The 25986-nt window shown below is 44.1% G+C and carries 25 protein-coding genes; 14 read left to right on the top strand and 11 right to left on the bottom strand.

The genetic code is table 11. The annotated features are described in order from the left end of the window. Positions 1-72: 72 nt before the first annotated feature. Both CEF21_RS04990 and CEF21_RS04995 read right to left on the bottom strand, forming a co-directional pair. Entirely contained in the window at positions 73-318 is a 246-nt protein-coding gene (locus tag CEF21_RS04990; protein ID WP_123913806.1) for a hypothetical protein, read from the bottom strand. Between the two features lie 445 nt (positions 319-763). Then, positions 764-1033, bottom strand: coding sequence for a hypothetical protein (locus CEF21_RS04995; protein ID WP_123913808.1), 270 nt, complete (start codon positions 1031-1033; stop codon positions 764-766). 282 nt (positions 1034-1315) lie between these two features. On the opposite strand from CEF21_RS04995, the gene CEF21_RS05000 reads away from it, so the two are divergent. From CEF21_RS05000 to CEF21_RS05030, 7 genes are all read left to right on the top strand, one after another. Next, positions 1316-2200, top strand: coding sequence for a DNA-3-methyladenine glycosylase family protein (locus CEF21_RS05000; RefSeq protein WP_123913810.1), 885 nt, complete (start codon positions 1316-1318; stop codon positions 2198-2200). A gap of 1 nt (position 2201) precedes the next feature. After that, positions 2202-3623 (top strand): 23S rRNA (uracil(1939)-C(5))-methyltransferase RlmD, encoded by a 1422-nt coding sequence (gene rlmD, locus CEF21_RS05005; RefSeq protein ID WP_123913812.1) that lies wholly within the window; start codon positions 2202-2204, stop codon positions 3621-3623. Between the two features lie 218 nt (positions 3624-3841). After that, positions 3842-5755, top strand: coding sequence for an AAA family ATPase (locus CEF21_RS05010; RefSeq protein ID WP_206427797.1), 1914 nt, complete (start codon positions 3842-3844; stop codon positions 5753-5755). After that, on the top strand, positions 5752-7002 hold the full coding sequence (locus CEF21_RS05015) for an McrC family protein (RefSeq protein ID WP_123913814.1): 1251 nt from the start codon (positions 5752-5754) through the stop codon (positions 7000-7002). The genes CEF21_RS05010 and CEF21_RS05015 overlap by 4 nt, the downstream gene beginning before the upstream one ends. Positions 7003-7259: 257 nt before the next feature. Then, on the top strand, positions 7260-7862 hold the full coding sequence (locus tag CEF21_RS05020; protein ID WP_123913816.1) for a hypothetical protein: 603 nt from the start codon (positions 7260-7262) through the stop codon (positions 7860-7862). Positions 7863-8436: 574 nt separating this feature from the next. Further along, positions 8437-9774 (top strand): NosD domain-containing protein, encoded by a 1338-nt coding sequence (locus CEF21_RS05025; RefSeq protein ID WP_123913818.1) that lies wholly within the window; start codon positions 8437-8439, stop codon positions 9772-9774. Positions 9775-10059: 285 nt separating this feature from the next. After that, positions 10060-10461 carry a hypothetical protein gene (locus tag CEF21_RS05030; protein ID WP_123913820.1) on the top strand — a complete coding sequence of 134 codons (402 nt, stop codon included), beginning with the start codon at positions 10060-10062 and terminating at the stop codon, positions 10459-10461. A 188-nt stretch (positions 10462-10649) separates the two neighbouring features. On the opposite strand, the gene CEF21_RS05035 is transcribed toward CEF21_RS05030, so the two are convergent. Continuing rightward, complete coding sequence (locus CEF21_RS05035; RefSeq protein ID WP_123913822.1) at positions 10650-11543, bottom strand: LysR family transcriptional regulator; 894 nt, start codon at positions 11541-11543, stop codon at positions 10650-10652. 132 nt (positions 11544-11675) lie between these two features. Here CEF21_RS05035 and CEF21_RS05040 point away from each other — a divergent pair, with 132 nt between their 5' ends. Further along, the gene (locus CEF21_RS05040) at positions 11676-12254 is read left to right on the top strand and encodes a LysE family translocator (RefSeq protein WP_123913824.1); all 579 of its coding nucleotides are present in this window, start codon (positions 11676-11678) and stop codon (positions 12252-12254) included. 431 nt (positions 12255-12685) lie between these two features. Here the strand turns inward: CEF21_RS05040 and CEF21_RS05045 are convergent, their stop codons facing one another. The 6 genes from CEF21_RS05045 to CEF21_RS05070 form a co-directional block, all read right to left on the bottom strand. Continuing rightward, positions 12686-13177 (bottom strand): DinB family protein, encoded by a 492-nt coding sequence (locus CEF21_RS05045; protein ID WP_123913826.1) that lies wholly within the window; start codon positions 13175-13177, stop codon positions 12686-12688. A 434-nt stretch (positions 13178-13611) separates the two neighbouring features. Next, positions 13612-14271, bottom strand: coding sequence for a hypothetical protein (locus tag CEF21_RS05050; protein ID WP_123913829.1), 660 nt, complete (start codon positions 14269-14271; stop codon positions 13612-13614). A 79-nt stretch (positions 14272-14350) separates the two neighbouring features. Continuing rightward, positions 14351-15187, bottom strand: coding sequence for a DUF4097 family beta strand repeat-containing protein (locus tag CEF21_RS05055; protein WP_123913831.1), 837 nt, complete (start codon positions 15185-15187; stop codon positions 14351-14353). A 53-nt stretch (positions 15188-15240) separates the two neighbouring features. Then, positions 15241-16275 carry a DUF418 domain-containing protein gene (locus CEF21_RS05060; protein ID WP_123913833.1) on the bottom strand — a complete coding sequence of 345 codons (1035 nt, stop codon included), beginning with the start codon at positions 16273-16275 and terminating at the stop codon, positions 15241-15243. Between the two features lie 49 nt (positions 16276-16324). After that, positions 16325-17041: a CPBP family intramembrane glutamic endopeptidase gene (locus CEF21_RS05065; protein WP_123913835.1), complete on the bottom strand. Its 717-nt coding sequence runs from the start codon at positions 17039-17041 to the stop codon at positions 16325-16327. A gap of 244 nt (positions 17042-17285) precedes the next feature. After that, the gene (locus CEF21_RS05070; RefSeq protein WP_123913837.1) at positions 17286-18242 is read right to left on the bottom strand and encodes a CPBP family intramembrane glutamic endopeptidase; all 957 of its coding nucleotides are present in this window, start codon (positions 18240-18242) and stop codon (positions 17286-17288) included. A gap of 179 nt (positions 18243-18421) precedes the next feature. Between CEF21_RS05070 and CEF21_RS05075 the strand changes: the two genes are divergently transcribed. The 3 genes from CEF21_RS05075 (at position 18422) to CEF21_RS05085 (ending at position 22115) form a co-directional block, all read left to right on the top strand. Then, positions 18422-19132: a response regulator transcription factor gene (locus CEF21_RS05075; protein WP_123913839.1), complete on the top strand. Its 711-nt coding sequence runs from the start codon at positions 18422-18424 to the stop codon at positions 19130-19132. Beyond that, positions 19132-20871 carry a sensor histidine kinase gene (locus tag CEF21_RS05080; RefSeq protein ID WP_123913841.1) on the top strand — a complete coding sequence of 580 codons (1740 nt, stop codon included), beginning with the start codon at positions 19132-19134 and terminating at the stop codon, positions 20869-20871. The genes CEF21_RS05075 and CEF21_RS05080 overlap by 1 nt, the downstream gene beginning before the upstream one ends. 287 nt (positions 20872-21158) lie before the next feature. Continuing rightward, entirely contained in the window at positions 21159-22115 is a 957-nt protein-coding gene (locus CEF21_RS05085; RefSeq protein ID WP_123913843.1) for a tRNA dihydrouridine synthase, read from the top strand. Positions 22116-22213: 98 nt separating this feature from the next. Here CEF21_RS05085 and CEF21_RS05090 read toward each other — a convergent pair whose 3' ends face one another. Next, positions 22214-22723, bottom strand: a complete 510-nt coding sequence (locus tag CEF21_RS05090; RefSeq protein ID WP_123913845.1) for a hypothetical protein — start codon at positions 22721-22723, stop codon at positions 22214-22216. A 221-nt stretch (positions 22724-22944) separates the two neighbouring features. Here CEF21_RS05090 and CEF21_RS05095 point away from each other — a divergent pair, with 221 nt between their 5' ends. The 3 genes from CEF21_RS05095 to CEF21_RS05105 all read left to right on the top strand — a co-directional run bounded on the left by CEF21_RS05095 (position 22945) and on the right by CEF21_RS05105 (position 25247). After that, positions 22945-23724, top strand: coding sequence for a polysaccharide deacetylase family protein (locus CEF21_RS05095; protein ID WP_123913847.1), 780 nt, complete (start codon positions 22945-22947; stop codon positions 23722-23724). A 314-nt stretch (positions 23725-24038) separates the two neighbouring features. Next, positions 24039-24368, top strand: a complete 330-nt coding sequence (locus CEF21_RS05100; protein ID WP_123913849.1) for a PadR family transcriptional regulator — start codon at positions 24039-24041, stop codon at positions 24366-24368. A 15-nt stretch (positions 24369-24383) separates the two neighbouring features. Then, entirely contained in the window at positions 24384-25247 is an 864-nt protein-coding gene (locus CEF21_RS05105; protein WP_123913851.1) for a pentapeptide repeat-containing protein, read from the top strand. A gap of 207 nt (positions 25248-25454) precedes the next feature. Here the strand turns inward: CEF21_RS05105 and CEF21_RS21510 are convergent, their stop codons facing one another. Then, positions 25455-25898 (bottom strand): DUF5412 family protein, encoded by a 444-nt coding sequence (locus CEF21_RS21510; RefSeq protein ID WP_346773367.1) that lies wholly within the window; start codon positions 25896-25898, stop codon positions 25455-25457. Positions 25899-25986: the final 88 nt, after the last annotated feature.

Raw genomic sequence — 25986 nt, forward strand, 5'->3', positions numbered from 1 at the left:
CCCCCGCTCTATCATCAGTTGGACCAATCTTTTCATTTTGTACCATTCATTATCTTGACATACCCTCCACCCTTATAAGAGGTAAAGAAGATCGTATAGCCAATATGAGCAAATACCTAAACCTATAGCAGCAATGCCGGTTACGACGGCTCGCGGCTTATCATCGCTGTGTCTGTACATCTGAATGCTTTGGATTAAAGTGTAAACGGAGAATACAGCTGATAACAAAACCGTATAAATACTGGCACCGTGTATGATTGCGAGAATAGACAGCGGGGCTACCAAGGCAAGAGCTGCATAGTCTATCTTTTTTTTCATCCTTCCACTCCTTTACCATTTTGTGTTCCATTCCCAAATTTATCTGATTCATAACTCTAAGGAGGCTGGAGAGTGTTGGTGAGAAAAATGAATTCCAGCATACGGATCTGGATCGTGTGCACTGACCCTCACTCTGATAAAGCACTAAACCTCCGTCCCTGCATCATCCAATGCCTTACTGGACAAAAGAAAGCGATGGTCTTCCTCTGGCCCCAGTTGCGGTGAAGGGATGAGGGTCAGTGCAATGCACTGACCCCCACTCTGATAAAGCGCTAAACCTCCGTCCCCTCACCATCCAATCCTATACAGGGTAAGAAAAAACGGCAGTCTTCCTCTGGCCCCCTTTGCGGTGAAGGAACGGGGGTCAGTGTAAACCAGCTACCCAATGTTTTTGAATCCACAAAAAAGACCCCTTCTCAAAGAAAAGGGGTCTAACTCTATACATTTAAAGAAAGTATTCATTCAGATCCTGCTGCATCAAATCTATTTTTGACTTAACAGCAGGCTTGGGAATCCTATAGTGCTTTTCATATTTACACATGGTACATGAGCAGTTTAATTTGGCCTTGGATAATTTGCCGGGGTGTTTCACATAAGGGTGAACCGGTTCCTCCCTGTCAGCTTCCCCCCAAACGTGTTTCATAATCATAAGCTTCCGGTTAACAGATCGCTTTCTTTGGTGCCGGTAATACGAACGTGATCGATTTTTCATCATTGAAAACCTCCCTAGAGTAGCGTACCTCCTGCAGGGATCCTCATAGGGAATGTTATAACCCCTGCAGGCAGGTACTAGAGGTTTTCAATGGTTTATTTGCTTTCTTCATTAGGTGTCCTCCATGTTGTTCCTTTTTATCCAACTTTATCATATACGATATGGTGCTGGAATGGTTGGTTTTTGCTTTACACTGATTAAAGCACCTCCGCCACACTTTCAGCTCCCACCCCAAACTATGCTATAATACAATCACCATTTCAGGCACGAAAAGAGGGATTCCGTATGTGGCAGGAACAGGTTCAGGTAACGCCTCCTTATGATTTTGACAGGGTTTTGGAAAGACTGGCAATTGATCCGCTGAATACGCTTGATCTGGATGAGCGGTATGTGAAGGTTCCGCTCCGGCTGAACGGATTTGAGCCGCATGTAATAACGGTTCAGGCGACCGGGAGCAAGCAGGCTCCGTCCTTTATGGTGTCGGGCAAAACCGATGCGGTGAAAAGTGAGGCGCTGAAGGAAGTGCGCCGGATTTTTCAGTGGGACCGGGAGCTGTCGGCGATCGGCGAGCATTTCAAGTCATCTGCCATTGCGCAGATTTTCGAGGAGCATGAGGGGACACCGCTTGTCCTGGATTTCAGTCTGTACGGAAGCCTCATTAAATGCATCATCCATCAGCAGCTCAATATGGCGTTCGCGATGACGCTGACGATGCGGTTTGTGAAAACGTATGGGGAAGAGGTGGATGGCGTTTGGTTCCATCCCCATCCGGAGAAATCAGCAGCCATTCCCGTGACAGAACTCCGGGAGCTGCAGTTCAGCGGCCGGAAAGCGGAGTATATTACGGGCATTTCCTCAATGATTGCAAGCGGGGAGCTCGATTTGAACAAGCTTCATGACCAGACAGATGAAGAGATTATGAATGAACTCATTAAGATAAAAGGCATCGGACCGTGGACGGTACAGAATATCCTTCTGTTCGGACTCGGACGGCCGAATTTGTTCCCGATTGCAGACATCGGCATTCAAAATGCCCTGAAGCAGCATTTCAACCTGGACGCAAAGCCGACTAAGGAAGACATGCTGGCCTACAGCAAAGAGTGGGAGCCATACTTGAGCTACGCCTCCCTATATTTATGGCGGAGCATTGAAAAAAGAACGGAGCGTTAACATGAGCAGCCAGCAAAAAAATAAGCAAAACAAAAAACCAAAACCGGCCCAGCAGCCATCCAACATTCACATGGAAATGGGACAAACCTTCCCATTAACGATAAAAAGACTCGGCATCAACGGAGAGGGAGTCGGCTATTTCAAAAAGCAGGTCGTCTTCGTCGCAGGCGCCTTGCCGGGGGAAGAAGTCGTAGCAAGAGTCACGAAAATCCAGCCGAAGTTCGCGGAAGCGGAAATCAAAAAGATCCGGAAGGCTTCACCGCACCGGGTAAAAGCGCCATGCCCGTATTTCGGCAAATGCGGAGGCTGCCAGCTTCAGCATCTTGACTACCAGCAGCAGCTGAAGGAAAAGCGCGACATCCTCATTCAGGCACTGGAGCGCCATACGAAGTTCGATGTAGCGAAACTGGATATCCGTACAACGATCGGCATGGACAACCCTTGGGAGTACCGGAACAAAAGCCAGTTCCAGGTCGGCCAGCAAAACGGGAAGCTTGTGGCCGGGCTATACGGCCTGAACTCCCACCAGCTTGTCGCCATCGACCACTGCATGGTTCAGACACCGGCAACCGATAAAGTGACGCAAGGAGTGAAACAGATTCTTCAGGATTTCAAGGCCGAGCCGTATGACGAACGGAAGCGCACCGGTGTCGTCCGGAACATCGTCACAAGGGCTGGAATCGAAACCGGAGAGGTACAGGTCGTTTTAGTCACGGAGAAAAACAACCTGCCAAGAAAAGACCTGATTGCCGATGAAATCATGAAGCGCCACCCGGAAGTGAAGTCTGTCGTTCAAAACGTCAACCCGGGCAAAACATCGATGATTTTCGGTGACAAGTCGACGAAGCTGAAAGGAAAAGGAACGATTGACGAAACAATGGGAGGCCTGTCCTTTGAACTCTCGCCAAGAGCCTTCTTCCAGCTCAATCCCGAGCAGACGAAAAAGCTATATAACGAAGTGAAAACTGCAGCCGCCCTGACCGGCAAAGAAAAAATCGCCGACGCCTACTGCGGAGTCGGAACGATTGGCCTGTGGCTCGCTGACGGAGCAAAAGAAATTCGCGGCATGGACGTCATCGAAGCATCCATCGAAGACGCCAACCAAAACGCTAAAAACCACGGCATCAACGCCACCTACGTAACCGGAACCGCCGAACACTGGCTCCCCAAATGGACCAAAGAAGGCTGGAAACCAGACGTCGTCGTCGTCGATCCTCCAAGAACCGGCTGTGACCGTGCCCTGTTGGATACGATCAAAAAAGTAAAACCGAAGAAATTTATCTATGTGAGCTGTAATCCATCCACTCTTGCAAAGGATCTGGAGTATTTGGCGAAGGAGTATAAAGTTGAGTATATGCAGCCGGTGGATATGTTTCCGCAGACAGCGCATGTGGAGTGTGTGGTGCAACTGATTTTAAAATAAAACCCACTCTCCAAAATAAATTTCTAAGTAAGCCTTAAAGAGTAAAATATAAAAAAGAATAAACAGATTAAAAAGTCACAATAAGAAATCCTTATTGTGGCTTTTTTGTTTTATTCAACACAGGATTTTTCAGCTTCAACAAAAACATTGAGTATGCTTCAATGTAAGGATAAAATTAAAAGGATATAAATGGATAAAATGGATAAAATGGAGGGCGTATGAAGGAAACAATTTTAAATAAAGTCAGAGAAAGTATCCGTCATAAAGATTACGTTATTGGTTTCGATACCGCCTACAAAATCATTACAGTCAAAATAACAAATGACACATACCATGTATTTCTAGTGGAAGACAATAAAGAAATAATGACAAGCGTAGAGGGTAGACTGGAACAAGCCAAACTAAAAGGTCTTCAGCTATGGATCGAAAAATCCACTTTGAAAAATACTGCAGAAGTGTCAATGTATCATTATAAAGATGATCGCCCCAGTCAAAAACCATGGCAAAAGGACAGGGAGTGGGTTATTAAGGGATTATTAGATAAATTAAATGTTAAGAGTCTTCAACATGAATACCAAAATCAAGAAGTTGAGGTGAAAGATGATATGTCACAAATAACACCCAAAAACATTATTATGTACGGACCTCCAGGCACTGGAAAAACGTATCAGACGATTTACAAAAGCTTAGAGCTTCTTGATCCTTCAGTTGATAGGGACTTGCTGAATAATCCAAATCGGAGAAGTGAAGCTGTTGAACTTTTTAATCAATATAAAGAGAAAAATCAAATAACGTTTTGTACGTTTCATCAGTCTTATAGTTATGAAGATTTTGTTGAGGGGTTTAGATTTATTCCTGAAAAAGATGGTTATGAGGTAAAGGATGGGCTTTTCAAAACTCTCTGCCATATGGCAAAGCCCCAAACTTCAGAACGGCAAACTACCTATCAATTTGATGAGAGTAAAATTAATTTCTTTAAAATGTCACTGGGTAATATTTACGACAGTAATACAGAGAACAAATTCAAATACTGCATTGAAAACAATGTGATTGCTTTAGGTTATGGCGGTGAGATTGATTACGAGAACTGCCATGATAAGAGTATGATTGAAAAAGAGTTTCGAGCCAAATATCCAACTGAAACTTCCTTTAATATTGATGCAATGGAAAGATTTAAGAATTGGATGGATGTTGATGATATTGTCATCATTTCTAGCGGGAACAAAAGAGCGAGGGCAATTGGAAAAATCACCGGGGACTATTACTACAATCCTAATTCTGAAATTGGATACAGGCATTTCCGGTCGGTCGAGTGGCTATATACGGACACCGAGCTGCCAGTCCAGAGTATTTTAACTGCAAAACGGTTCTCACAGCAAACCATATATATGTTTGGACGAGAGGATATCAACATTGAAAGTTTAAAGAGCCTATTGTCCGATCGAAGTGAAACAAGTCAGGATGAAAAACAATTTGTGCTGATAATAGATGAGATTAACCGGGGAAATGTTTCAAAAATTTTTGGCGAGTTGATTACGTTGATCGAGCCGGATAAAAGACTTGGGATGGAAAATGAACTTAGTGTAACCTTGCCGTATTCGAGTGACGATTTTGCCATTCCTAATAATATACATATTATTGGAACGATGAATACAGCGGACCGCTCAATCGCATTACTGGATACTGCTTTGAGAAGGCGTTTTGAGTTTGTTGAAATGCTGCCGGATTATTCTCTGCTACCAGAAGATGCAGAGGGAATTGACATTCGCCGTATGCTTCGGACAATCAATGAGAGAATTGAATACTTATATGATCGTGAGCACGTTTTAGGGCATGCTTTATTTTTGGGGAGCAAGGATACTGCTTTCTACTTAGAGGTCATGCAAACAAAAGTTATTCCTTTGCTTCAGGATTATTTTTATGAAAACTGGGAGCAGATTGAATTGGTTCTGGGAGGAAGCGGGAAGAACGAAGATCAAGATCGCTTTTTATGGAAAAATGAAATGGATTCGGAAAAGCTTTTTGGTAAAACGTTAAGAGGGCAGAATCAAGTAAAGTATGTATTAAACCCAGATCCTTCTCCAGCAGCAATGTCAAAAGTATATGAGAATGCAGCTGAATTTTTAAAATGAAACATTTAATTGTAACGGAGGGCTATGGTTCGCTATTAATAAACAACACGGCTGATGATGCTTTAACAAACCGCGAAGCTCAAGAGCTGCTTGATTATATTGAATTAAAAGAACTGGATAAAGATAATATTATACTTACGATTAACGAAGTAAAATTCATCAATTATGTGGGCTACATAAGGTTATCCAGTTGTTCCATTGAAATATTGCCTAAGGTCAACGGCAATGCAGAACAGTCTAGAAAAGTGCTGCTTGAGATGCTAAATACTTCCGGGTTTTTAAAGATTAGTGAATCAGAATTAAGTGAAGTAACCTTGATCAAGGAAAATCTTTTCGAAATTATTGGATATTTATTTTCAAGGAGATTGAACAAAGAAGTAAAAAAGGGTTTATATCGAAGCTATGTTTTAGAAAACGATCATCTTCATCGGCTTAGAGGGAAAATAAATATCAAGGAACAAATGAGTAATACCATCAGTAAGACAACCTCTGTTGCTTGTGAATATGATGAATTTAAGACCGATAACCTTTTAAACCAAATCTTAAAGAAAACCATGGATACTCTATTGAAAAGAGTTAGAAATAATGAAACAAAAAAGTTTTTAACACATGATATTGCGCATTTTGAAGAGGTTAGTGCCATTCCTGTATTAGTCTATCAGTTAGAAAATATTCATTTTAATCGGAATAATCAGCGCTTCTATAACAGTTATTTATTGGCTAAATTAATTCTACTAGAATCATCCAGCTTATTTCAAAACGGCTTGAATCAAAATTTTTCAATCCTCTTCAAAATGAATGAGTTATTTGAAGAATATATAGCCTATTTAGCAAAGCAGCTTTTTCAAGATGTAACAGTAAAAGACCGTTCTTATAAATTGCTGGTAAATGAAAATACAGGGCGTAAAAACTTTTTATTGGAACCTGATTTGTTAATCAATGGAGACTGCGGAAAACCGCTAATAATCGATACAAAGTGGAAAAGATATGATCCCTTCAGCTCATCCCATGGAATTCAAAGAAACGATTTATATCAAATGTACGCGTATTTAACTAGATATGATACGGTTCAGGCAGTGGTTCTCTTATATCCTCATGATCGTACCAGCAAATACAATAGTGGAGAATGTCTAAACACATGGTATTTAGAGGGAGATCATAGTAAGAAAATAAAATGCTATACAATAAATTATGAAACTAAAAAGGATACACTCTGCGAGTTGCAAAGAATTGTAAAAGAGTTGTAATGCAAAAAGGAAAGGAATGAGAGCTCCTTTCCTTTTTGCATTACTTGTTAATATAGTTTAAAACTGTGCTCACTGTTATCTTAATTGTATGTTGCTGATGTTGTTAATTAGTGTGTTAGTGATTCAGCAACACTATCAAAATTTTATATATTTGAACAGTAAAAAGAATGGGATACAAATTTTTTTATCTATCTGTGTGATTTTGTTCTCTTATTTTACATTATCTAATGAGAATAAATTTAAGGAGAGATAAGTAAATGAGTAAACCACGAAACATTTTTATAAAAACATTAATTAACAATAGCAAATCTCAAGTGTTAGATATTGCATTTAGTGAGTGGGTGTTTTCTGATGTAATATGCAGTGATAATAGTGATTTCAGCCCTAAGTGCCACTTATGCGGTGCAACAATATACAATCAAAACCTCCTATTAGTAAATGTAAAAACAATGAAGGAATTACTTATAGGTAGCGAGTGTGCCAAAAGATTTAAATCAAGTACCAAAGATAAATTAAGTTTAGATAGGATACTTAGTGAAAATCAATTAAGGAGAAAATTAATCGATCAATACCAGTTGATTTGTAACCAAGGAAATCCAGATAGAGATTTGTTTAAATCATTCCGCAAAAATTTATTTGTCTATTTAAAATCAAAAAATAAAGTACATTTAGTGAGAACCATTGAAGGTGCTGTAAAGATTTTGACTGAGATACTAGACAAAAATGTGTATACAAATAAAGAAATTAAAAGGATAAATTTAATTATCAGCGAGCCTAGAAAAGCACTAGCTATTCATGTAATGACTCCTAGAATCCAGACGAAAAAGGTTGATAAATATGGGATTGTTATTTCTCATTAAGAGGCGGTATAGAACTCCATCCAGAAAAGAAAAAATTAGCACTTTGATCGGGAACTGTGCTCTTCTCAATAGCTAAATTTTTTCCTGTCGTCAACATGTAACACACGTGGAGTGTATCTTGCAACTCATTTGAAACTAACCCGATTGGGTAGTCTTTTTATGTGTCCGCAAGGATTTTGTGAAATAAAATCACAAGCTATGCCTAGGGTTCCCAGCATATGGTCCCGAAGGTTTATGGATGAAATCTAAAAATATATAACCTATTCAAAATATCTTGGAATTTCTAATAATTTTTAAGCGCTATATTATAAAAATAAAAGGAGTAGAGGTCAAAGCATACAATTTGTAAGCGTTATTATTTTTTCTGTGGACTGTTGTGCGTATATTTAAAAACAGGGTGAGGTGCATTTGTTGATTCGGTCATTACAAAGGGGACTTAAGATCATAAGCTGTATGCTCTTACTCTTCCTAAATCAACAGTAGCTCTTTTTTCTAAATAATCAAGTGCTTGAGGATGGCAAAAGAAAAATGGGATTCATAAACAAACACCCCAAACAGACAGGAGAATGTATATATGCCCAGCAAAAACCATTACGACGTAACAGAGTGGCCAATCGGCAATCCGTATGAAGACATTGGCGAAGTAATCAATAGCATAATCGCGGATATAAAAAGCAGACAAACGGACACGGATGTAAAGAAAGGCGGAAAGCCGGGGGCGGTTATTTATATTCCGCCGGGGGATTATCATCTTGTCAGTCAAGTCGTGATTGATATCAGTTTTCTTAAAATTATGGGTTCTGGGCACGGGTTTACCTCTTCGAGTATTCGTTTTAATGCTTCTGAAAAGGAATGGGCGGATATGCATGAATTGTGGCCGGGCGGAAGCCGCATACTCGTCGATCTTCCCCTGGAAGAAAATGATGAGGAATCTAAAGGTGCAGCCTTTTATGTAGAGCGAAGCGGAAATCCCCGGATAAGCTCGGTGGAGTTTTCGAACTTTTGTATCGATGGTTTGCATTTCAAGGAAGATGGTTCAGGAATGGCCAATCCGGAAAACACCTATACGAATGGGAAAACAGGTATTTATGTGGCAAGTGCCTGTGACTCATTCCGGATTACAGGCATGGGGTTTGTGTATTTAGAGCATGGCATCACGATTTATCATGCAGATGCCCTGTCTATTCATTATAATTTCATAGCGGAATGCGGGAACTGCATCGAACTGCGAGGCTGGGGGCAGGCTTCCAAAATCACGGATAACCTGATCGGAGCGGGTTTTAAAGGATATTCCATTTACGCTGAAAACTTTGGCGGACTTTTGATTACAGCGAATAACATTTTCCCGCGGGGGGCGAGCAGTATCTATTTGGACGGTGTGACCCGTTCCAGTATCACAAACAACCGGCTTCATTCCTTTTATCCGGGAATGGTGGTACTCCAGGGGAATTGTTCGGAAAACCTGGTTTCTTCTAACCACTTTTTGCGTGACCATGAACCGTGGACCCCTTTTGTGGGTGTGGACAATGGCTTGGATGATGTGTATGGTCTTCTTTATATCAGCGGCCATCATAATTCTGTTATTGGCAATCATTTTTCTGAAGTTGTTCATGATATCAAGCCGAAAGGTGCAACACCTGTCATCATCCGGCTTGCTTCGGGGAATGGGAATTATATCTCGACGAATCATGTTGTGGCCACAGAGGTGCAGGCCAACACAAGCGACTCCTGTTACGCTGCGCAAGTAGAAGCATTGCTCGCGACCGAAGCTGCAGAGCCGCTTACCGTAACAACCGTATTGGTAGAAAAAGAATCGCTTCAAAATACGATTCTTGATTCGGGAAGTGACGCCCAGGTTGTGATGGACAAGACTGTAAATGCGTTCAGGGCTACTCCGGTGCCGGGAGTATAAATCCTTCATTTTTTGTTCGTTCCTCGATTGAGGTTTTTCGGGGATGATTAGGGAATTTTCATATCCAGTCTGGTCTAGGGTTTCTGGCCACTATTATACTGTACCCCGAATAATGGACATCTTTAAAGAAGCCCCTTATTCGGGGTTTTTGTATTTTCATAAATTATAAGAAACTAGGAACCGTGCTTATTCATTCATTTAAGATAGCCTGTAGTATTTTTTGCTTGGCTCATTCATAAATATTGAGAAGGATGTAGCTCGAAATAGCAAAAGCGGAGTGATTATATGTTGAAACTGCTCAGGAAAATGAACATGAATACAGCTGTATTCATGGGGATTAGTTTTTACTCTCTGACAATCTTACTCCATGTTTTAATCATAAGCGGCACTATTCCCTTTACATGGGTTAATGGGGGGCGGTCTGAATCCTTCTCTGCTCAGCTTCCGATATCTGTGATCAGTGCCTTTATTGCTGTTTTTGGCGGAGTTTTTACGCTGCTTGCCGGCGGAATTATTCCTAATCCGTTTAAAAGAGTTATAACCGTGATCTGTTGGTTTTTTGCGGCACTCTGGGCTTTCGGATTGATCCTTCAATTATTAGGGACACCTTTTGAAAAGATGGTCTGTTCATTCATTTTGCTTCTTGGTCTTATTTCAAATTTGCGGATGGCAATCGAGAGAAGGTAGCTATCCGTATCTGCCAATGCGAACGGATCATCCTTCACAAAATAAACATACCCCCACCTCCGCGTTGACATGAAGCATGGGGGAAGCAAAAGGACCATGGGAGGACGCGAGTATTCTATATTGGGTTCAGGTATAATACTGGATTGCGCTGTACTGCCGCTTCGTCCCTCTATTTAACTAGCTGATTCTTACCCCAGATTGTGCATTTCTTCTGTATCCCCTATTGATTTCATGACAACCTCAACAAACGCCTCTACTGCCGGGGAAAGCCACTTTTTCTTTTTTATGAGCATATGAGAATAAAAGGGATCGAATGTTCCAGAGTGATGCAGTATTTTCAGTTTGCCGTTCTGAATTTCTTCCTTGACTGTCATGTAAGGCAGGGCGGAAAATCCAAGTCCGCTCATCACAATTTGTTTAATGGCTTCGATACTCCAGAGTTCCATTGTTTGAAAATGGTGGATTCCTTGCTTGATCAGATATCTTTCAAACATGGAGCGGTAGCTGCAGCCTTCTTCATTGGTGATGAAATAGTGGCTGCCGTTATATTCGTTAAAATGGTCCGGGCCTTCCTTGCTGCTTACTAGTACGATTTTTTCTTCCCCCAGCGAATAGTGTAGGCATTTTTCATGTTTCACTTCCGGGTAGACCATGAAGGCTACATCTACCCGTCCGCTAATCAAGTTCATTTGATTTTGTCCGCATGTCCCGTTGGTTAATATTAATTTGACACGGGGATATTTGAGGGAGAATTCCTTGATGATTGGCGCTAGCTTGGAGATGGTTAAAGACTCGGGTGCCGCTACTTTTAATACGCCTTTCACTTCTTTTGTGCTCTTCATGCTCTTGATCTGATCGTGAGCAGAGAGTAAATCTTCTGCTAAGGGGATTAATTCCCTGCCTAGATGAGTAAGCTGCAGGTTTCGATTCGTGTAGGTGAAAAGTTCACCGCCTATCGCATGCTCCAGTGCCTGTATATGGGAAGTGATGGTGGATTGCGTATAGCCCAGTTTCGCAGCCGCACCTGTATAGCTGCCTATTTCTACGATAGATTGAAACGTTAGAATGTGCCTGATCTCCATTGGTTTTCTCCTTTCTGCTTCATGTATCGAAAAAAATGATAATGGAATTTTTAATTTCGATTTTATTAATTGATCGTTTCATCTTACAATAAAACAGTAGAATAGTAAATTCGTTCATAGAAGGTGAAGTTTATGAGTATAGTAGCGTTTCTTTCATATGTGATCATTACATCCATTACTCCTGGACCCAGTAACATTCTAATGATGAATGAAGCAAGAAGATTTGGCTTTATTGGATCATGGCGGTTTATAAGCGGGATTTTGGCAGGATTTGCGGTACTGGGGATACTAAGCGGAATCTTCACAGCAGGCCTGTACAAGTGGATTCCTGTTTTAGAACCGTATTTTAAGATTGCGGGAGCGGCCTATCTTTTATACTTAACTTGGCAGATCAGCAGGCCAAAGGGTTCGAAGAAGGATGGCAGAGAGGTGCAAACCTCGTTCCTATCAGGATTTATCTTTCAGCTCATCAATATCAAAAGCATATTGTTTTTCTTAACCGTGCTGAGTGCGTTCATTTTACCCTTTCATGATTCTCTCAAATCGATTGGCTTTTATTTGTTTTTATCCATTTTTCTGGGATGGTTAGCCTTACTCTTATGGTCCGGGTTTGGCTCGCTGTTTAAAAAGGTTTTTGTCAAATATGACAGATCATTCCGGCTGATTATGAGTGTATTTTTGCTGTACTCTGCGGTTACGATTTTTCTTTGATACCAGAACAGCCGCCATATACCACTTGAAAAAGAGTCTTTTCATCCCCTGTAAATTAAAAGAGGCTGGGACATAACTAAAATTATTGTCCTTAAAGCAGAATATTTCGTTTGAAAAAAAGCACTTTTGGACTTGGCTGTTGATTTCCGCAGCAGTCGTTCGCTTTCCGCGGGGCGGGCGGTGAGCCTCCTCCTGGCTTCGCCACTGCGGGGTCTCACCTGTCCCGCTGCTCCCGCAGGAGTCTCACGCCTTCCGCTCCAATCAATAGGTGTTTAAAAACAACCATATGCTTTAACATAGCCTTTGAAAAAAGCATGAAAAACAGTAAAACCGAACGATTACGAAGCTCTATATCAGAGTTTCAAATAATCGTTCGGTTTTTTACTAGCCGAAAACCTTTTGTCCCAGCCTCATTAATGCTTTGCTTAAAATCAATCAACCCCGCGCCAAGAGGATTGCAGCTTCTGCAGCAGAACAATTTGTCCGATATGATAGGAACCGTGCATCATGACATTGCTCAGTAAACGCTCAATGGAGTACCTGTCTGCTGCATACGGTTCTTTTAGCTTTTCATCGTTTAGTTCCGCGGTGACGGTTTTTAATTCATTCATGACTTCGCTAAGGCGCTTTACGGTTTGAGCCCAGCCCGTTTCGTCTTGTGAATCTCCAGGATTCGCGAAGGTTTCTTCATTACTCTTTGCATTATGCGAATTCTCTGTGCCCTTGATTCGATGGATGACATCTACATTCCAAAAAATCAAATGGTTCACAATCTGCCAAATTGAATTGCTTGTACCATCACTTGTCCATGACGCCTCAGCCGCGGTGACTCCATCAAGGGCCTGATCCAGGGATGCAAACCATTCATTCTCGTGCCAATGCATGTCGAGCTGTTCTAAAAACAGGTTGGTTTCATTTTGCATACAATTTCTTCTCCTCACTGGTTTAAGGTGATCTTTCAACGTACAAACACAGGGGACTACCTCATTCATTTATTCGGCTCATCCAGCTTTAATTCCTTCATGAAAACAGAAATTCCGGTGGCATATGAACCTGCAAATCTTCCATTAACCTCTGCAAGATTCAAAGTTAAACATCAAACCGGTATGATCTAAGGTAATTCCAAATTTTCTCTACCGATAGGCCCTGCATGAAGGAGGATGGAACTGTGTAAGAAAACGTTTGAAATGGTTCACCAGATCGAAGCGGAAGAAGGAATCCTCTTCAAAAAGAGCTTCTTTTCATTATTCCCACAAATTACACCCATCCCCCCCAAACGCTCTTCTGCAAAAGATTCATGTAGAATGGAATTCGGTTAAACCATGAAGAATTCCAGGAAGCATCTATCAATTGCCTGCTACAGGTTCCCGTCTAGAAATGCATTCCAATGCAGTCGCGTTGCGCGCTCCACGCTCCCTGCTGTGGCACAGAGACCGAGTCCAATGTTGATCCACATGGGCAGAGTAACGGGTGAGTTGAAGGTTCCGAAGCGCTGAGCGATCTGGGGTACGTGAGTGACCGCATCGATGATCTGAGGGATGGCTAGAACCATCGGAACAATGAGCATGATCAGCGAAATGAAACGGATCCAGCGGCTTAAAGTGGGGTGTTCGCGATCAAGACGGGCACGCCGTCCTTCAGCAGAACTTTCATCCGGGATAAGCTGGTGCACCGTTCCTTCGCCGGTTACGAAATGGCAGCGTTTGAGGCCAAAGACTGTGGACGCTACCTCGATCGTTCCTCCAGCCACGGGGAAGGCGGCAGGGAGTTTAGACTCGGCATAATGTTTGCCATCGAGGTATAGGTGGGCCGTTCCTTTATCGTCATCGGCTGAGAAAAACTGCTGCCAATACGGGACGTCAACTGCGAACACGACTTGCCGGCCAGCATCGTTTGCCAATGGGAGGTAAAACAGTGCACGGGAGAGGGGCTGCCACCAGCGGAAGTCCTTTAGCGGACGCCCGTTCCCGGCCTTGACCCGCCGCGCTGCTTTTTGTCGGCGTATCTCTTTGAACATTTCCTCACCTTCCTTTAATTAAAAGCAGGGAAAAACCTGCCTCAATTTTTTCACCATGCGCTTTCACTGACGATCCACATTACCGGATCCGAATATCACCCGAAACGGTCCTTACCTTGATCACATCTGTCGTCTTTTTAGGGGATTCGGGCGCTGTGATGCGTCCGGAAGTGGTCTTCAAGTCGAAGAATCCTTTGAACTCCGGATCGGGTGACAAAGTCACATCTCCGCTGCGAACGGAGATATCCAGGCTATCCGATTGTTGCCCCGTCACAGAAACGCTGCCGGAAGTGGACTGCGCAGTGAGAGCGCCCTTCAGCCCATCCACCCTGATATCGCCAGAGTGAAGCTGGATGTCTGCATCCCCCTGGATTTGGTCCGCCGTAATATCCCCGGATTTTGCAGTTAAACTCAATCGGTCGGCGCTGACAGCTTCCGCACCCAGATTGCCGGATGCAACGGACAAGTCGATATTTTTCGCCTTCAAGCCGGTAAAATGGGCATTGCCCAAGTCCGCTTTATAGCTGATCTGCTGCAGTCTGGTTTCATCTGCCAGCGCTACAGTAACCTTCGCCTTCATAGACTTATAGTTAGGTGCTGCTAATTTCACATCCTTTTGCAGTGGGAGTTCCAGCGTATTCCCTGTGATCTCTGTCTCTTTCAACTGATCGATCGTGTTCTGCTGCATATTGCCACTGACTTCCACATAGTTGGTGTCATCGGGGCTGGCGATGAACTCCATATTCACGTCATATTCGCTCTCGATGGTGAGCGCACTCAGTTCGTCCCGTTTAAACGCCCATTTTTGCTCGTGCGCCGGCAATGTGTCGACAAAATTAAGCGGCTGACAAGCCGTTCCAGCCAAGCTCAAGACAATCAATACGATTGCTGGGAAATACCACTTTTTAAAGGGCAAGAATAACTCACTCCTTTCAAATCTTCTGTTTCTTAATTTGAATTTTTGATTGTTTATCTTCGGATCGAAAGCCAACTTCCATACGTTCCGCATCTCCAAAGCCATTCTAACGGACCATATTTGAAATACTTAAGCCAATACGAAGAAGCGATGATTTGCACGATCACTACAAGGAGACACGTTATCGCTGAAGTCGTGTAGGAAACTATCGTATTAACTGGAATGAACATCGCAATGATAATCAGGATAACGGATTGGCCAATATAATTGGTAAACGCCATTCGTCCGAATGCATTTAATGGGGATAACATTTTCCGAATATGGGGTTCAAGCAAAACAAGAAAACTGACGTACAAAACAGAGAAAAACGGAGCAAATGCTAAGGACAATTCTGTAAAGGCATAAAAGGCAACATTCGAGTCGGTCTGTGCTTCGGATAACTCAATACCAGTCATACGGTTAGCCGATCCATTGTCAGGTGCTTCTTGCCAAAGAAAAACAGCTAGAATACATGTTGCTATAAATGAAAGAATAGCAGCTATCTTCCACATCTTTCGATTACTTATATAATTTTCAAAAACGCGATATTGCCCGAACGCCAGACCCAAGATGAAAAAGGGGAAAATGGCGAGCAGTTTATTTTCCAGATAACTCGCTAGAATGATCCCTGCTATCCCTAATATCAGGTTCATCTGTTTTGGAGCCTTATCAAGAAAAAACACAGGAAGCCCCATAATGGCATAGAGCAGCAAGGTTTCGCCATCGTATATTAGGTGATGCAAGACTCCTGCTGCAAGTAAAACCAGCATACGCCTAATAAAAAGGGTGGATGGATGGTCACTTTTCTCTTTCGCCCTGGATAAGAAAATCCAAAGTCCCAATCCGAACAAAAAGGAAAATATAGCGTAAAAGCGTCCTTCAACAAACAAATACAAGAAACGCTGAACCCAAATATCCTGTTGCGTTCCTGATAAATTAACGTTTGTTCTCCAAAGAGCCAGCACATTAACAAAAGGAAGACCCATTAACGCAAAACCTCTAATTAAATCAATAACATCAATTCGTTCCTTACTTATCGTTGGTTCCATTATGACTTACCCCTTCTTTATCAATTCCGCAACGATAGGAGCCCTGTCTTTAAAGAGAACTAGCCACAACGGCAGTCAGGATGGTTATCGATCCATTGTAGGTTGCATGGACGATAACCCCGGGCCACACGGAGCCCGTCCGGTAAAACAAATAACCAGTGGCCAAACCCGTTGCGAAAGCAGACAGCCATACTTCATTCAAACCGTGAACTACAGCAAAAATAAGAGCACTGCCAATTATGCTGATCCAGGGACCATACTTTTTCAGCGCATTGGTTAATACGGCGCGGAAAGCAAATTCTTCCCCGAGCGGTGTCAATACAGCAATCATCAGAAATTGAGCGATGAATGCGAGTGTTCCTCCGCTCGCTGCAGATTCATAAGACGCCTGGGTGTTATTGCCGCTGACTCCGATATAAAACATAACCAGGGCGACAATCCGAGTGAATAGTAAGACACCAATTCCAAAACCAATCCCAGCCAGCAGCCACCGTACAGATGTCCCCCGGATCCCAAAAGCTTCCCTTGAGCGAATACGTAAAACATAAGCCGCAAAAAAAGCACCTAACCCCGCTATACCGGATAATGCCGCAAAACTGATTCCGCTTATAACCGAAGCATCTTCCGTGGTCGAATTAATGATTTGGGCAACACCAAGCACAAGTACAAAATAGGTGAGGCCCATTATTCCGATTTCAGGCCATCCAGGCTCCTTGCTTTTCCTTATAGTTTTTTCTGATGTATTTAACTGATTGGAATTCAACATGCTTGATCACCCCTTCATTGAAAAACGGTTGTTTGCTTCTATCCTTTAAAATAATTGCATGTTAAAATCTTATTCTTTCATAAATGGATAGATTTTAGAGGCATGGATCATTTCAAGAATTAAACGCAACACTCTCAGGAAAAGTTGCACTCTATTGAACGGAAAGGCTTTTACTCTTAAATGAAGACCTCATACCAGCTCCATAACCAGTATGTGGAATGTAGTATGGGTACATTTTAAGTATTTATTTCATATCATTCGTCAATCCCGGCTGCTTCGCAACGCCCGCCCGCCGTTCGCGCATCCAGACCAATGCGACCATGGCGATGTTGACGGCGGCAAGGATAAGCAGCGACGCATCTCCGGTTTCAGTTGAACGGTCCAGGGTGTAAACTTTGCCGCCCGCCATGAGCGAGTTGACGGTCGACATCATGACGTTGTTGGCGACGTGAAACGCGATCGACGCCTCGATGCCGCGGCTGATGATCGCAATCAGCGCTGTCGAGGCGCCGACAACGAAGAAGTACCCAAACAGCCAGGGATCGGTCGACCCGTGCATCACCGCGAAGTGAAGGCTGGAAACCAAGAGCCCGATGGCCAAAGCAGGGAGGACTGGACGCACCCATGACGCAGCGGTCGGCATGACGGCGCTTCGATACATCAGCTCTTCCCCTGCGGACTGGATCGGAGTGAACAAGAAGGTGACCACAAGCATAGCCATCGTGGTGCCAGTAAAACCGAAGGTCGTCCATCCCGGTGCTTCGGGTGCGACGAGCGCGATCACACCGATCCCGACGCTCACAAGCAGCGCCGCACCGATCAAGTACTGCACGAAGCGCTGTCTGTCGAATGCCCGTGGTGAGCTGAGCAGGCTGCGCCATGGCACTTTGGCCATCCAGGCGAGGAGCAAGACCGCCAGTACACCTGTGACCCCTATGCTCAAGCTGTCGCTTAAAAACCTCAACGGTGTATAGGCAGGTGACAGCGGTTCGTCGCTGCCTTCAATGAGGCCAACGGCCAGGCGGAACAAGACCTGCACGACAACCAGCGCCACCGATGGCACAACGATGACTGCGAGTGGCTTCCACCAGCTCATACGGATGTGGGCACCGAACGGTCTGGTGCTTTCCAGGGACGGCCGGGTATTCTTCAATCCTGCACCTTCAGCTGTATCATTTTCTTCTCTTTTTTCTTTTGGCATAGGATTTCCTCCTTTATAGTCATTTTCTAGAGACTGGGAAGTTTAAATTCTACTACTCAGTATAGTCAGCCTCTATTTCCCCTGAAGAAACAGAAGTTTACTTTCTCATAAACTTTCTGGAAAGTTGTTAATATTCTGGTAATGTTTATGTGCTACGATATTCACCGAGGTGGATAAAAGTGGAGAATGCAGAAATTTTGTTAGTGGACGATGAAAAATCAATCGTTAAATTAATGGAAACGGTTCTTAGAAAAGAGGGATTTACCCATATACATACCGCTTATACGGCAGAAGAGGCGCTCGAGTGCGTTTCCCGGCACCCCATTGATATCGTGGTGCTAGATGTCACGCTTCCTGGACAGAGCGGTTTCACAATTTGTCCGAAAATCAGGGAAATCTCCGATGCTTACATTCTCTTTTTGACAGCCCGCGTCTCCGACCTTGATGTGCTGACAGGATTTGCGATCGGCGGGGACGATTACATTACGAAGCCCTTCAACCCGCTTGAAATTGCAGCGAGAATTAAGGCGAGGCTCCGGCGGAACCAGGCTCATGCCCCTTCCTTAAAAGAGACTGGCAGGAAGCATGATTTCGGGCGCTTTATCCTGGACGAAGAGGCAGGGGAACTGATCGTCGAGGGCAGAATCGTGCAGACGCCTGCCCAGGTATTTCTTCTGCTGCAGTATATGTGCCAGCATCCGAATACCGTCATTTCGAAGACAAAGATGCTTGAAGCTGTATGGGGCTTTGACAGCTTTGTGGATGACAATACGGTTACGGTACACATTCGAAGAATCCGGGAAAGAATCGAGAAAGATCCGAGCCAGCCTGAACTGCTCGTGACCGTGCGCGGACTGGGCTACAAGCTGGTCAAGGGGAATAAGGGTTAATGTCACTAAGAAGGAGACTGGCTCTTCACTTCTCCCTTCAGTTCATTTCCATCATGGTGTTTGTTGGGATTATTTCTCTGGTCCTTCTATTTGTGCTTCTGATGCATGTAAACAGAGAAGAAATGAAGCAAAACTTCCCTGAAGGCGCCGTTGAAAACATTGCAATTGATACACAGATCAAGGAAAATAAGGCCACCATCAGCGATGCGTGGAAACATCAGCTCGAAGAACGAAATCTCTGGGTGCAGGTTATTGATATGGAAGGAGACGTCATCGGATCAGAAAATACACCTGAATTCCTGCCTGACTCCTACTCGGTCAGCGAGATTCTCCAGATTGAAAAAACGAACCAATATGAAGGCTTCTACGTCTACTCCCAAGTCGATACCACCTTTGATAAGCCGTATTTTTATATGCTTGGATATGAAAACAATGAGCAGGAAAGTCTCCAGCACTTGTTTGCACGGTATTCAAGCAATGGCAGGATCTCTGATAAAAACCTTCAGCAGCTGGAAAGGGAATTAGAGAAAATGGAAGGCTCCATCCAGGTGATAAACGAGGAAGGGAGGGTTGTCCAGTCAACTGGCTCTGAAAAGAGGAAAGAAGACTACAAGCCGCTGGACGTGCTTGTCAGGACAACATCACCAGGTAAATTTGAAACCCACACAGCCATTTTCATGGATCCGAAATCTGGTCTTACTTGGGTTCTGCATACACCCAAGCAAGGTGCAGAGCCAGTGAGATTCTCCATTCTTAAAGAAATTGTTCGGCTCATTATTATCCTCACAGTTGTTCTGCTCACATTAACGTTAGCTATTTCCTTTTGGCAGGGATTCAGGTACAGCCAGCCCCTCCTGCTTTTCACCAGCTGGCTTGAAAGGATGGGCTACGGGAATTACGGGGAAGTACTGACAGAAAAAGAGCGCAAAAAAGTCTTCAAAAGAAATGGAAAGATGCGCCTGAAGTACAAGCTTTATAAAGAAGTGATCGGGGCTTTCTACGAAATGGCCGAAAATCTTTCTGCCGCAGACAAGGAAAGGGACCGGCTCGAAAAAACGCGTGAAGAATGGATGACCGGCATTTCCCATGATCTCAGGACACCTCTTTCAACGATCCAGGGCTACGCCCATTTGCTTGAAAGCGGACAGTACAGATGGGATGAAGAAGAGCTGCAGGACATGGGAAGGATGATCAGGGAAAAAGGAGATTATATGACGGCCTTAATTGAGGATTTCTCCCTTGCCTTCCAGCTCCAAAACCAGTCGCTTCCCCATCAGCTGAAGCCGGTCGACCTGCACGAACTTGTGCGCGGCATTATGCTTAAATTTGCCAACGACCGCACTCTTGAGGACGTTCCTTTCAATTTTAAAAGCGCAGATTTAAAAATTTATATACAAGCAGATAGACGCTGGTTTGAGCGAATGCTCGATAACCTCATCTATAATTGCATCAAGCATAACCCAAAGGGCACAAGCGTTACCGCCTCGGTCAGCAGACAGGGTGAATCCGCCGTTGTTACGATCGCTGACAACGGTGCGGGAATGGACGAAGAAACAGTCCGGCACCTCTTCGACCGCTACTTCCGCGGCACAAGCACAGATGAGCAGACAGAAGGAGCCGGCTTGGGCATGAGCATCGCCCGCGCCATCGCCGAGCTCCACGGCGGCAGCATTCAAGTCTCTTCTGTTAAACATAAGGGCACTGTTTTCCGGCTTGCATTTCCTTTGGGAGGGGAGTAGGAGAAAGAGAAGGTTTATAATTCCAGATGGTTTTTTCCCTTTTCTTTCTCCTGATTGTATGTAATCTTGATCCACGCGTTCATCCAGACAGCCGCACAAAACTCACTATACAAAACGAGTTTCCTTTAGATTAAAAAATCCCCGTCTCCGCACATTTTCCCCATAAATTAGAAGCATCCCCACCCACTCCTCATTGAAATCACCCCCAACCCATGATATTGTAAAAGGAGTTTTATTTTCATCCGAAATTAAAAGATGTACCCATATAGAGAGGAATGGACGTTAACATGAGTACTAATTTCTGGCGTGATTTGCCGCGGCCGTTTTTTGTGCTGGCACCGATGGAGGATGTGACGGATGTGGTGTTTCGTCATGTGGTGAGTGCAGCAGGGCGGCCGGATGTGTTTTTCACGGAGTTTACGAATTCAGATAGCTATTGTCATCCGGATGGCATTGAGAGTGTGCGCGGGCGTTTGACGTTCACGGAGGATGAGCAGCCGATGGTCGCCCACATTTGGGGGGATCGTCCTGACTATTTCCGTCAGATGAGTATTGGCATGGCGGAGATGGGGTTCAAGGGGATTGACATCAATATGGGCTGCCCGGTTCCGAATGTGGCACAAAGAGGAAAGGGCAGCGGCTTGATTCTGCGTCCGGATGTGGCGGCAGAGCTCGTTCAGGCGGCCAAAGCGGGCGGTCTTCCTGTCAGCGTGAAAACGCGTCTTGGCTTTAAGGAGATTGATGAGTGGAAGGAGTGGCTCGCGCATATTTTGAAGCAGGATATTGCCAACCTATCCATTCATTTGCGGACAAGAGATGAAATGAGCCAGGTGGACGCGCACTGGGAGCTCATTCCGGAAATCAAAGCACTGCGTGACGAGATTGCACCGGATACGCTGCTCACTATTAATGGCGATATCCCTGACCGTCAAAAAGGCTTGGAGCTTGCTGAAAAGTACGGAATCGACGGCGTGATGATCGGGCGGGGAATTTTCAAGAATCCATTCGCTTTTGAAAAAGAGCCGAAAGAGCACAGCAGTGAAGAATACCTGGATCTATTAAGGCTGCAGCTTGATCTTCAGGATCAATATGCGGAGACCGTGCCGCGCTCCGTCACGGGGCTTCACCGCTTTTTCAAAATTTATGTAAAGGGATTCCCTGGAGCGGCTGAATTGCGAAGCAAGCTGATGAACACGAAATCGACGGATGAAGTGCGGGCATTGCTTGATAATTTTGGTAAATAAGCTTGGTGGAACACGTACAGTTCTCGTGTCATAGTTAAGAAGAAGCAGGTTTCCCATATAAGCGGGAACCTGCTTTTATTCATATAGGGGCAATGATCTTAAAACCCCTCCACGATCTTCATCTTGTTGATGAGCTTTACTATTTTATCAGGATTGCCCTTATCGATCGAAACCAATTTTGTATTGTCGATGATCTCTTCATAAAATTTCTTGCCGGCAGGGTACTGGCCATCCCATCGCAAGGGGACGTTGTAAACATTGATCGTGCCGTCACCATTCCCTCTGTATGTGACGGAGCCATCTGCCAGTCGGGAACCTGCTAATTGGATCACATCTTCAGGATAGGCAGCACTGGTGCTGTCATCAGGATTAAGCGGCGTTCCGGCGGAGAGAAGGTGAACATTTAATTCATCAATCTCCTGATTGGGTCCAAGCTGCAGCCAGACTCTGGCATATTCGATCTGTTTAGAAGAATAGCTGGATAAAGGGTCTTCCCTTCTTGCTTCTGCTGAAGCTTTCGTTGAGCGCTCCCATTTATCCTCACTTGTACAACCTGTGAGCAGTAAAACGAGCAAAATTAGAGCGGCATAATTCAAACGTTTCTTCATTTCGGCGGATCCTTTCTTAGTAATCTTGCGCTGTGAAAAATTGTAACATATTAAACGTTATTCTCACCGTTACTGAGTCCATCTATTTATCAAACATGATTTCCATTGAAAGGACATAGAGATTCTTTTTAGGTAAAAACAACCAATCCACCGGACTAATTTGCTTTCCTCACCAATATAATCATTCGGCAGGGAAATTTCTCTACATTGGGAGGAATAAGATGAAATTCGTCCGGTTCTTCGTTTTCTTTCTGATTTTCGCGTTGTGGATCTCGGCGTCACACAGTCATGTCACCGCAGCTGAACAAACCCGAAACATACAGCTATCTAAAGGTTCGGTGAAGGGAGAAATCACCCTTAAGCCTGCCGCAAAGCTCAAGGTCGCCTATATCACATTTGATGACGGACCGAGCAGATATACCTCGCAAATTCTGGATATCTTAAAAAAGAAACAGGTGAAAGCGTCATTTTTCGCGGTGGAGCCGAATATTAGAGCTTACAGGACGAGTATGAACAGAGTGAACAGGGAAGGGCATTATATCGGCTTGCATAGTGTTTCCCACAGTGTGAAGAAGCTGTACCGGGGCAGTCCTAAAAATGTGGCATTGGAAATGGAAGCGACACGAAAAACACTGCAGTCGGTGGTTAAGGTTAACCATTATTTGGTCAGAGTGCCTTATGGCAGCAAGCCGTATATGACGAAGGCCTATAGAGACTGGCTCGTGCGGTATCATTTTAAAATGTGGGACTGGACGATTGACAGCAACGATTGGAGATATAAAACCAGTCAATACGGCACCATTATCAGGAACGTTAAAAATGCCGTGCCATCCGTGGAAAGACAAAATAAGCCCATCATCATCCTGATGCATGAGCGGCCGCAAACCGTTCGGGCGCTGCCCCAGATTATTGATTATCTGAAATCGAGAGGATACGTACTGGTGCCCTATAATCCGAAGCAGCATGTTGTGAGTAATTTTTGGAATGATGGGAGGTTGTAGACTAATAACCCTGTGTGCACAGTAAACTTAAGAAGTGCCTGTGCCTTTTCTCTTACCGTATTTTTTTCGAGATCAATTGATTTAACTAAAGGTAAGGACGTGACTTTGACTACCTGCAAAATCGGCTGAACCAACTAGCCAGCGGCCCGTCTCCTATTCCTAAAAGCTCTTCCGGCAGCGGACTGGGGGCTTTTTTTATTTTCACAAAAATAAATGCATAAAATAGGTGTTTCCATCAAATTAATATAATTAAAACATTACCTTGACACTCATAGTACTTTATTGCATAATACTGGTAAGGAGGAGGTGATGAGATGAGCAAGAGCAAAATCACATCCGACCTGCTGCGGGGCCATACGGATACGATGATTTTACGGGTCTTATCTGAAGCGGATCGTTATGGGTATGAGATTGTAAAGCTGATTGCTGAACGCTCTGGCGGGGAGTATGAATTAAAGGAAGCGACCATGTACTCAAGCGTCCGGCGGCTTGAAGCAGACGGTGACATTGAATGGTACTGGGGCGATGAATCACAGGGAGGACGGCGCAAATATTTCAGGATAACCGAAAAGGGGAAGTCAACTTACGCAAGCAACATCGACAATTGGGAGTATGCCAAGAAGGTTCTCGAAAAATTATTATAAGGGAGAAGTGACCGTATGAATGAGAAGCTGAACCAATATGTGCAGGGTGTATTCGCTCCATACAATGGAGTGAAGAGTGTGGATGAGCTGAAGGCGGATTTGCTGTCTGACCTTCAGGAGCGCTTTAGCGAACTCAAGAAAGAAGGAAAGGACGATGAAACGGCCCTGGCCATAACCATTGACAGCATCGGTGACATCGAACAAACGGTACTGGAGGTCGCGAATCTCTCGCGTTCACTTGAGCGTCAGGTGATTACAAACCTGAGTGCGAGCAATCTGGCAAACAGTGACTTTGCAGGTGTTACCGCGCATAATGGGAAATTTACCTCCACTGCGCTGCGGGGGTCTGACTTTACCGGAGCGGATTTGACCGGCAGCACATTTAAATCAAGCGATGTTCGCGAAGCAAATTTTAACAGCGCCAATTTAACAGACTGCAACTTTTCGACTCTTGATTTGACGAGTGCAGCCTTCCAAAAAACAATCCTGGTCCGCACGAACTTCAGTAAGTCAGGGCTTGCCGGAGCAACATTCAAAGATGCAACGCTGACAGATGTCATGCTGAATGCATGTGACGTCAAAAAAACCACGTTTGAAAACTGTGTTTTTGATGGGGTGGACTTTACTTACTCCGACCTGACAGGACTGCGTTTTGACGGCCAGACGTTTATCGGCGTCAAGTTTGACAAGGCAGGGCTCGAAAATGTTTCGTTCAAGGGGGCTACTCTTAAGAATGTCTCTTTTAAGGGCGGTGTCCTTTCTAAGAAATATTACCGCGCCATTAAAACGGTCAATTTTGACGGCGCCATGATGGATAAACTGACCTTCGCTGCGCTAAAAGGGATTGAAGCCAACCTTTCGAATGTGACCATTATATAAGGAGGGGAAGACATGCTGAAGAATGCCATTCAAGTTTCTTTGCCATGAAGGCTTATAAATGCCTGCAGTATTTGCAGGGGGCCGACCGATTCAACCATATTGCATTTATTGAGCTGCTGCACTTCGATGTTCACATTTTCACCAGAGCGGCAAACCGCTTTCATGTCCATATCAAGGCTGATCGCGGTCCGCTCAATTCCTCAAGGATCAATCCTGATAACACTTCTCATACTCATCCTTCATCAGCAGGCTCTGACAAGCCCGCCCGTTTTCATCGTAAATTTCTTTAGTCACATCCAACTTGATACTCCGGTCCGAATCGGGATACTCCGGATTGTCATTCAGGATATAGAGGGTATCTTCATCCATCCATTTCATTGAAAAATCATCTTTTGCATCACTATAGTAGATGGTTTTGATATTGCCTGCCTCATTATTCTCTGTGATTTCAACCCACACATTCACTCCCCCGGCGGCACCTCCATAGAGCTCATAAAAAGCATTCGCTGTGTATGTCTCTGAAGGGGATGATATAGGTCCGGGACCTTTTTGCATAGCCTGCCGGTCAATCTTGTTAAAGGTGAAGAAATGGTCTGATACAGAATAATCCCAACTACTAAAACGAAACCTGTCAAAGCGGCACCAAGCCATTTTTTTGGGAAGGGCTTCTTCTTGGTGATGGAAAGAGTGAGATTAAATAAAAACAGAATGATTAATAGAACAGTAGTAACAAAGAGAA

This window comes from Bacillus sp. FJAT-42376 (assembly GCF_003816055.1).
GTDB lineage: Bacteria > Bacillota > Bacilli > Bacillales > Bacillaceae > Metabacillus_B.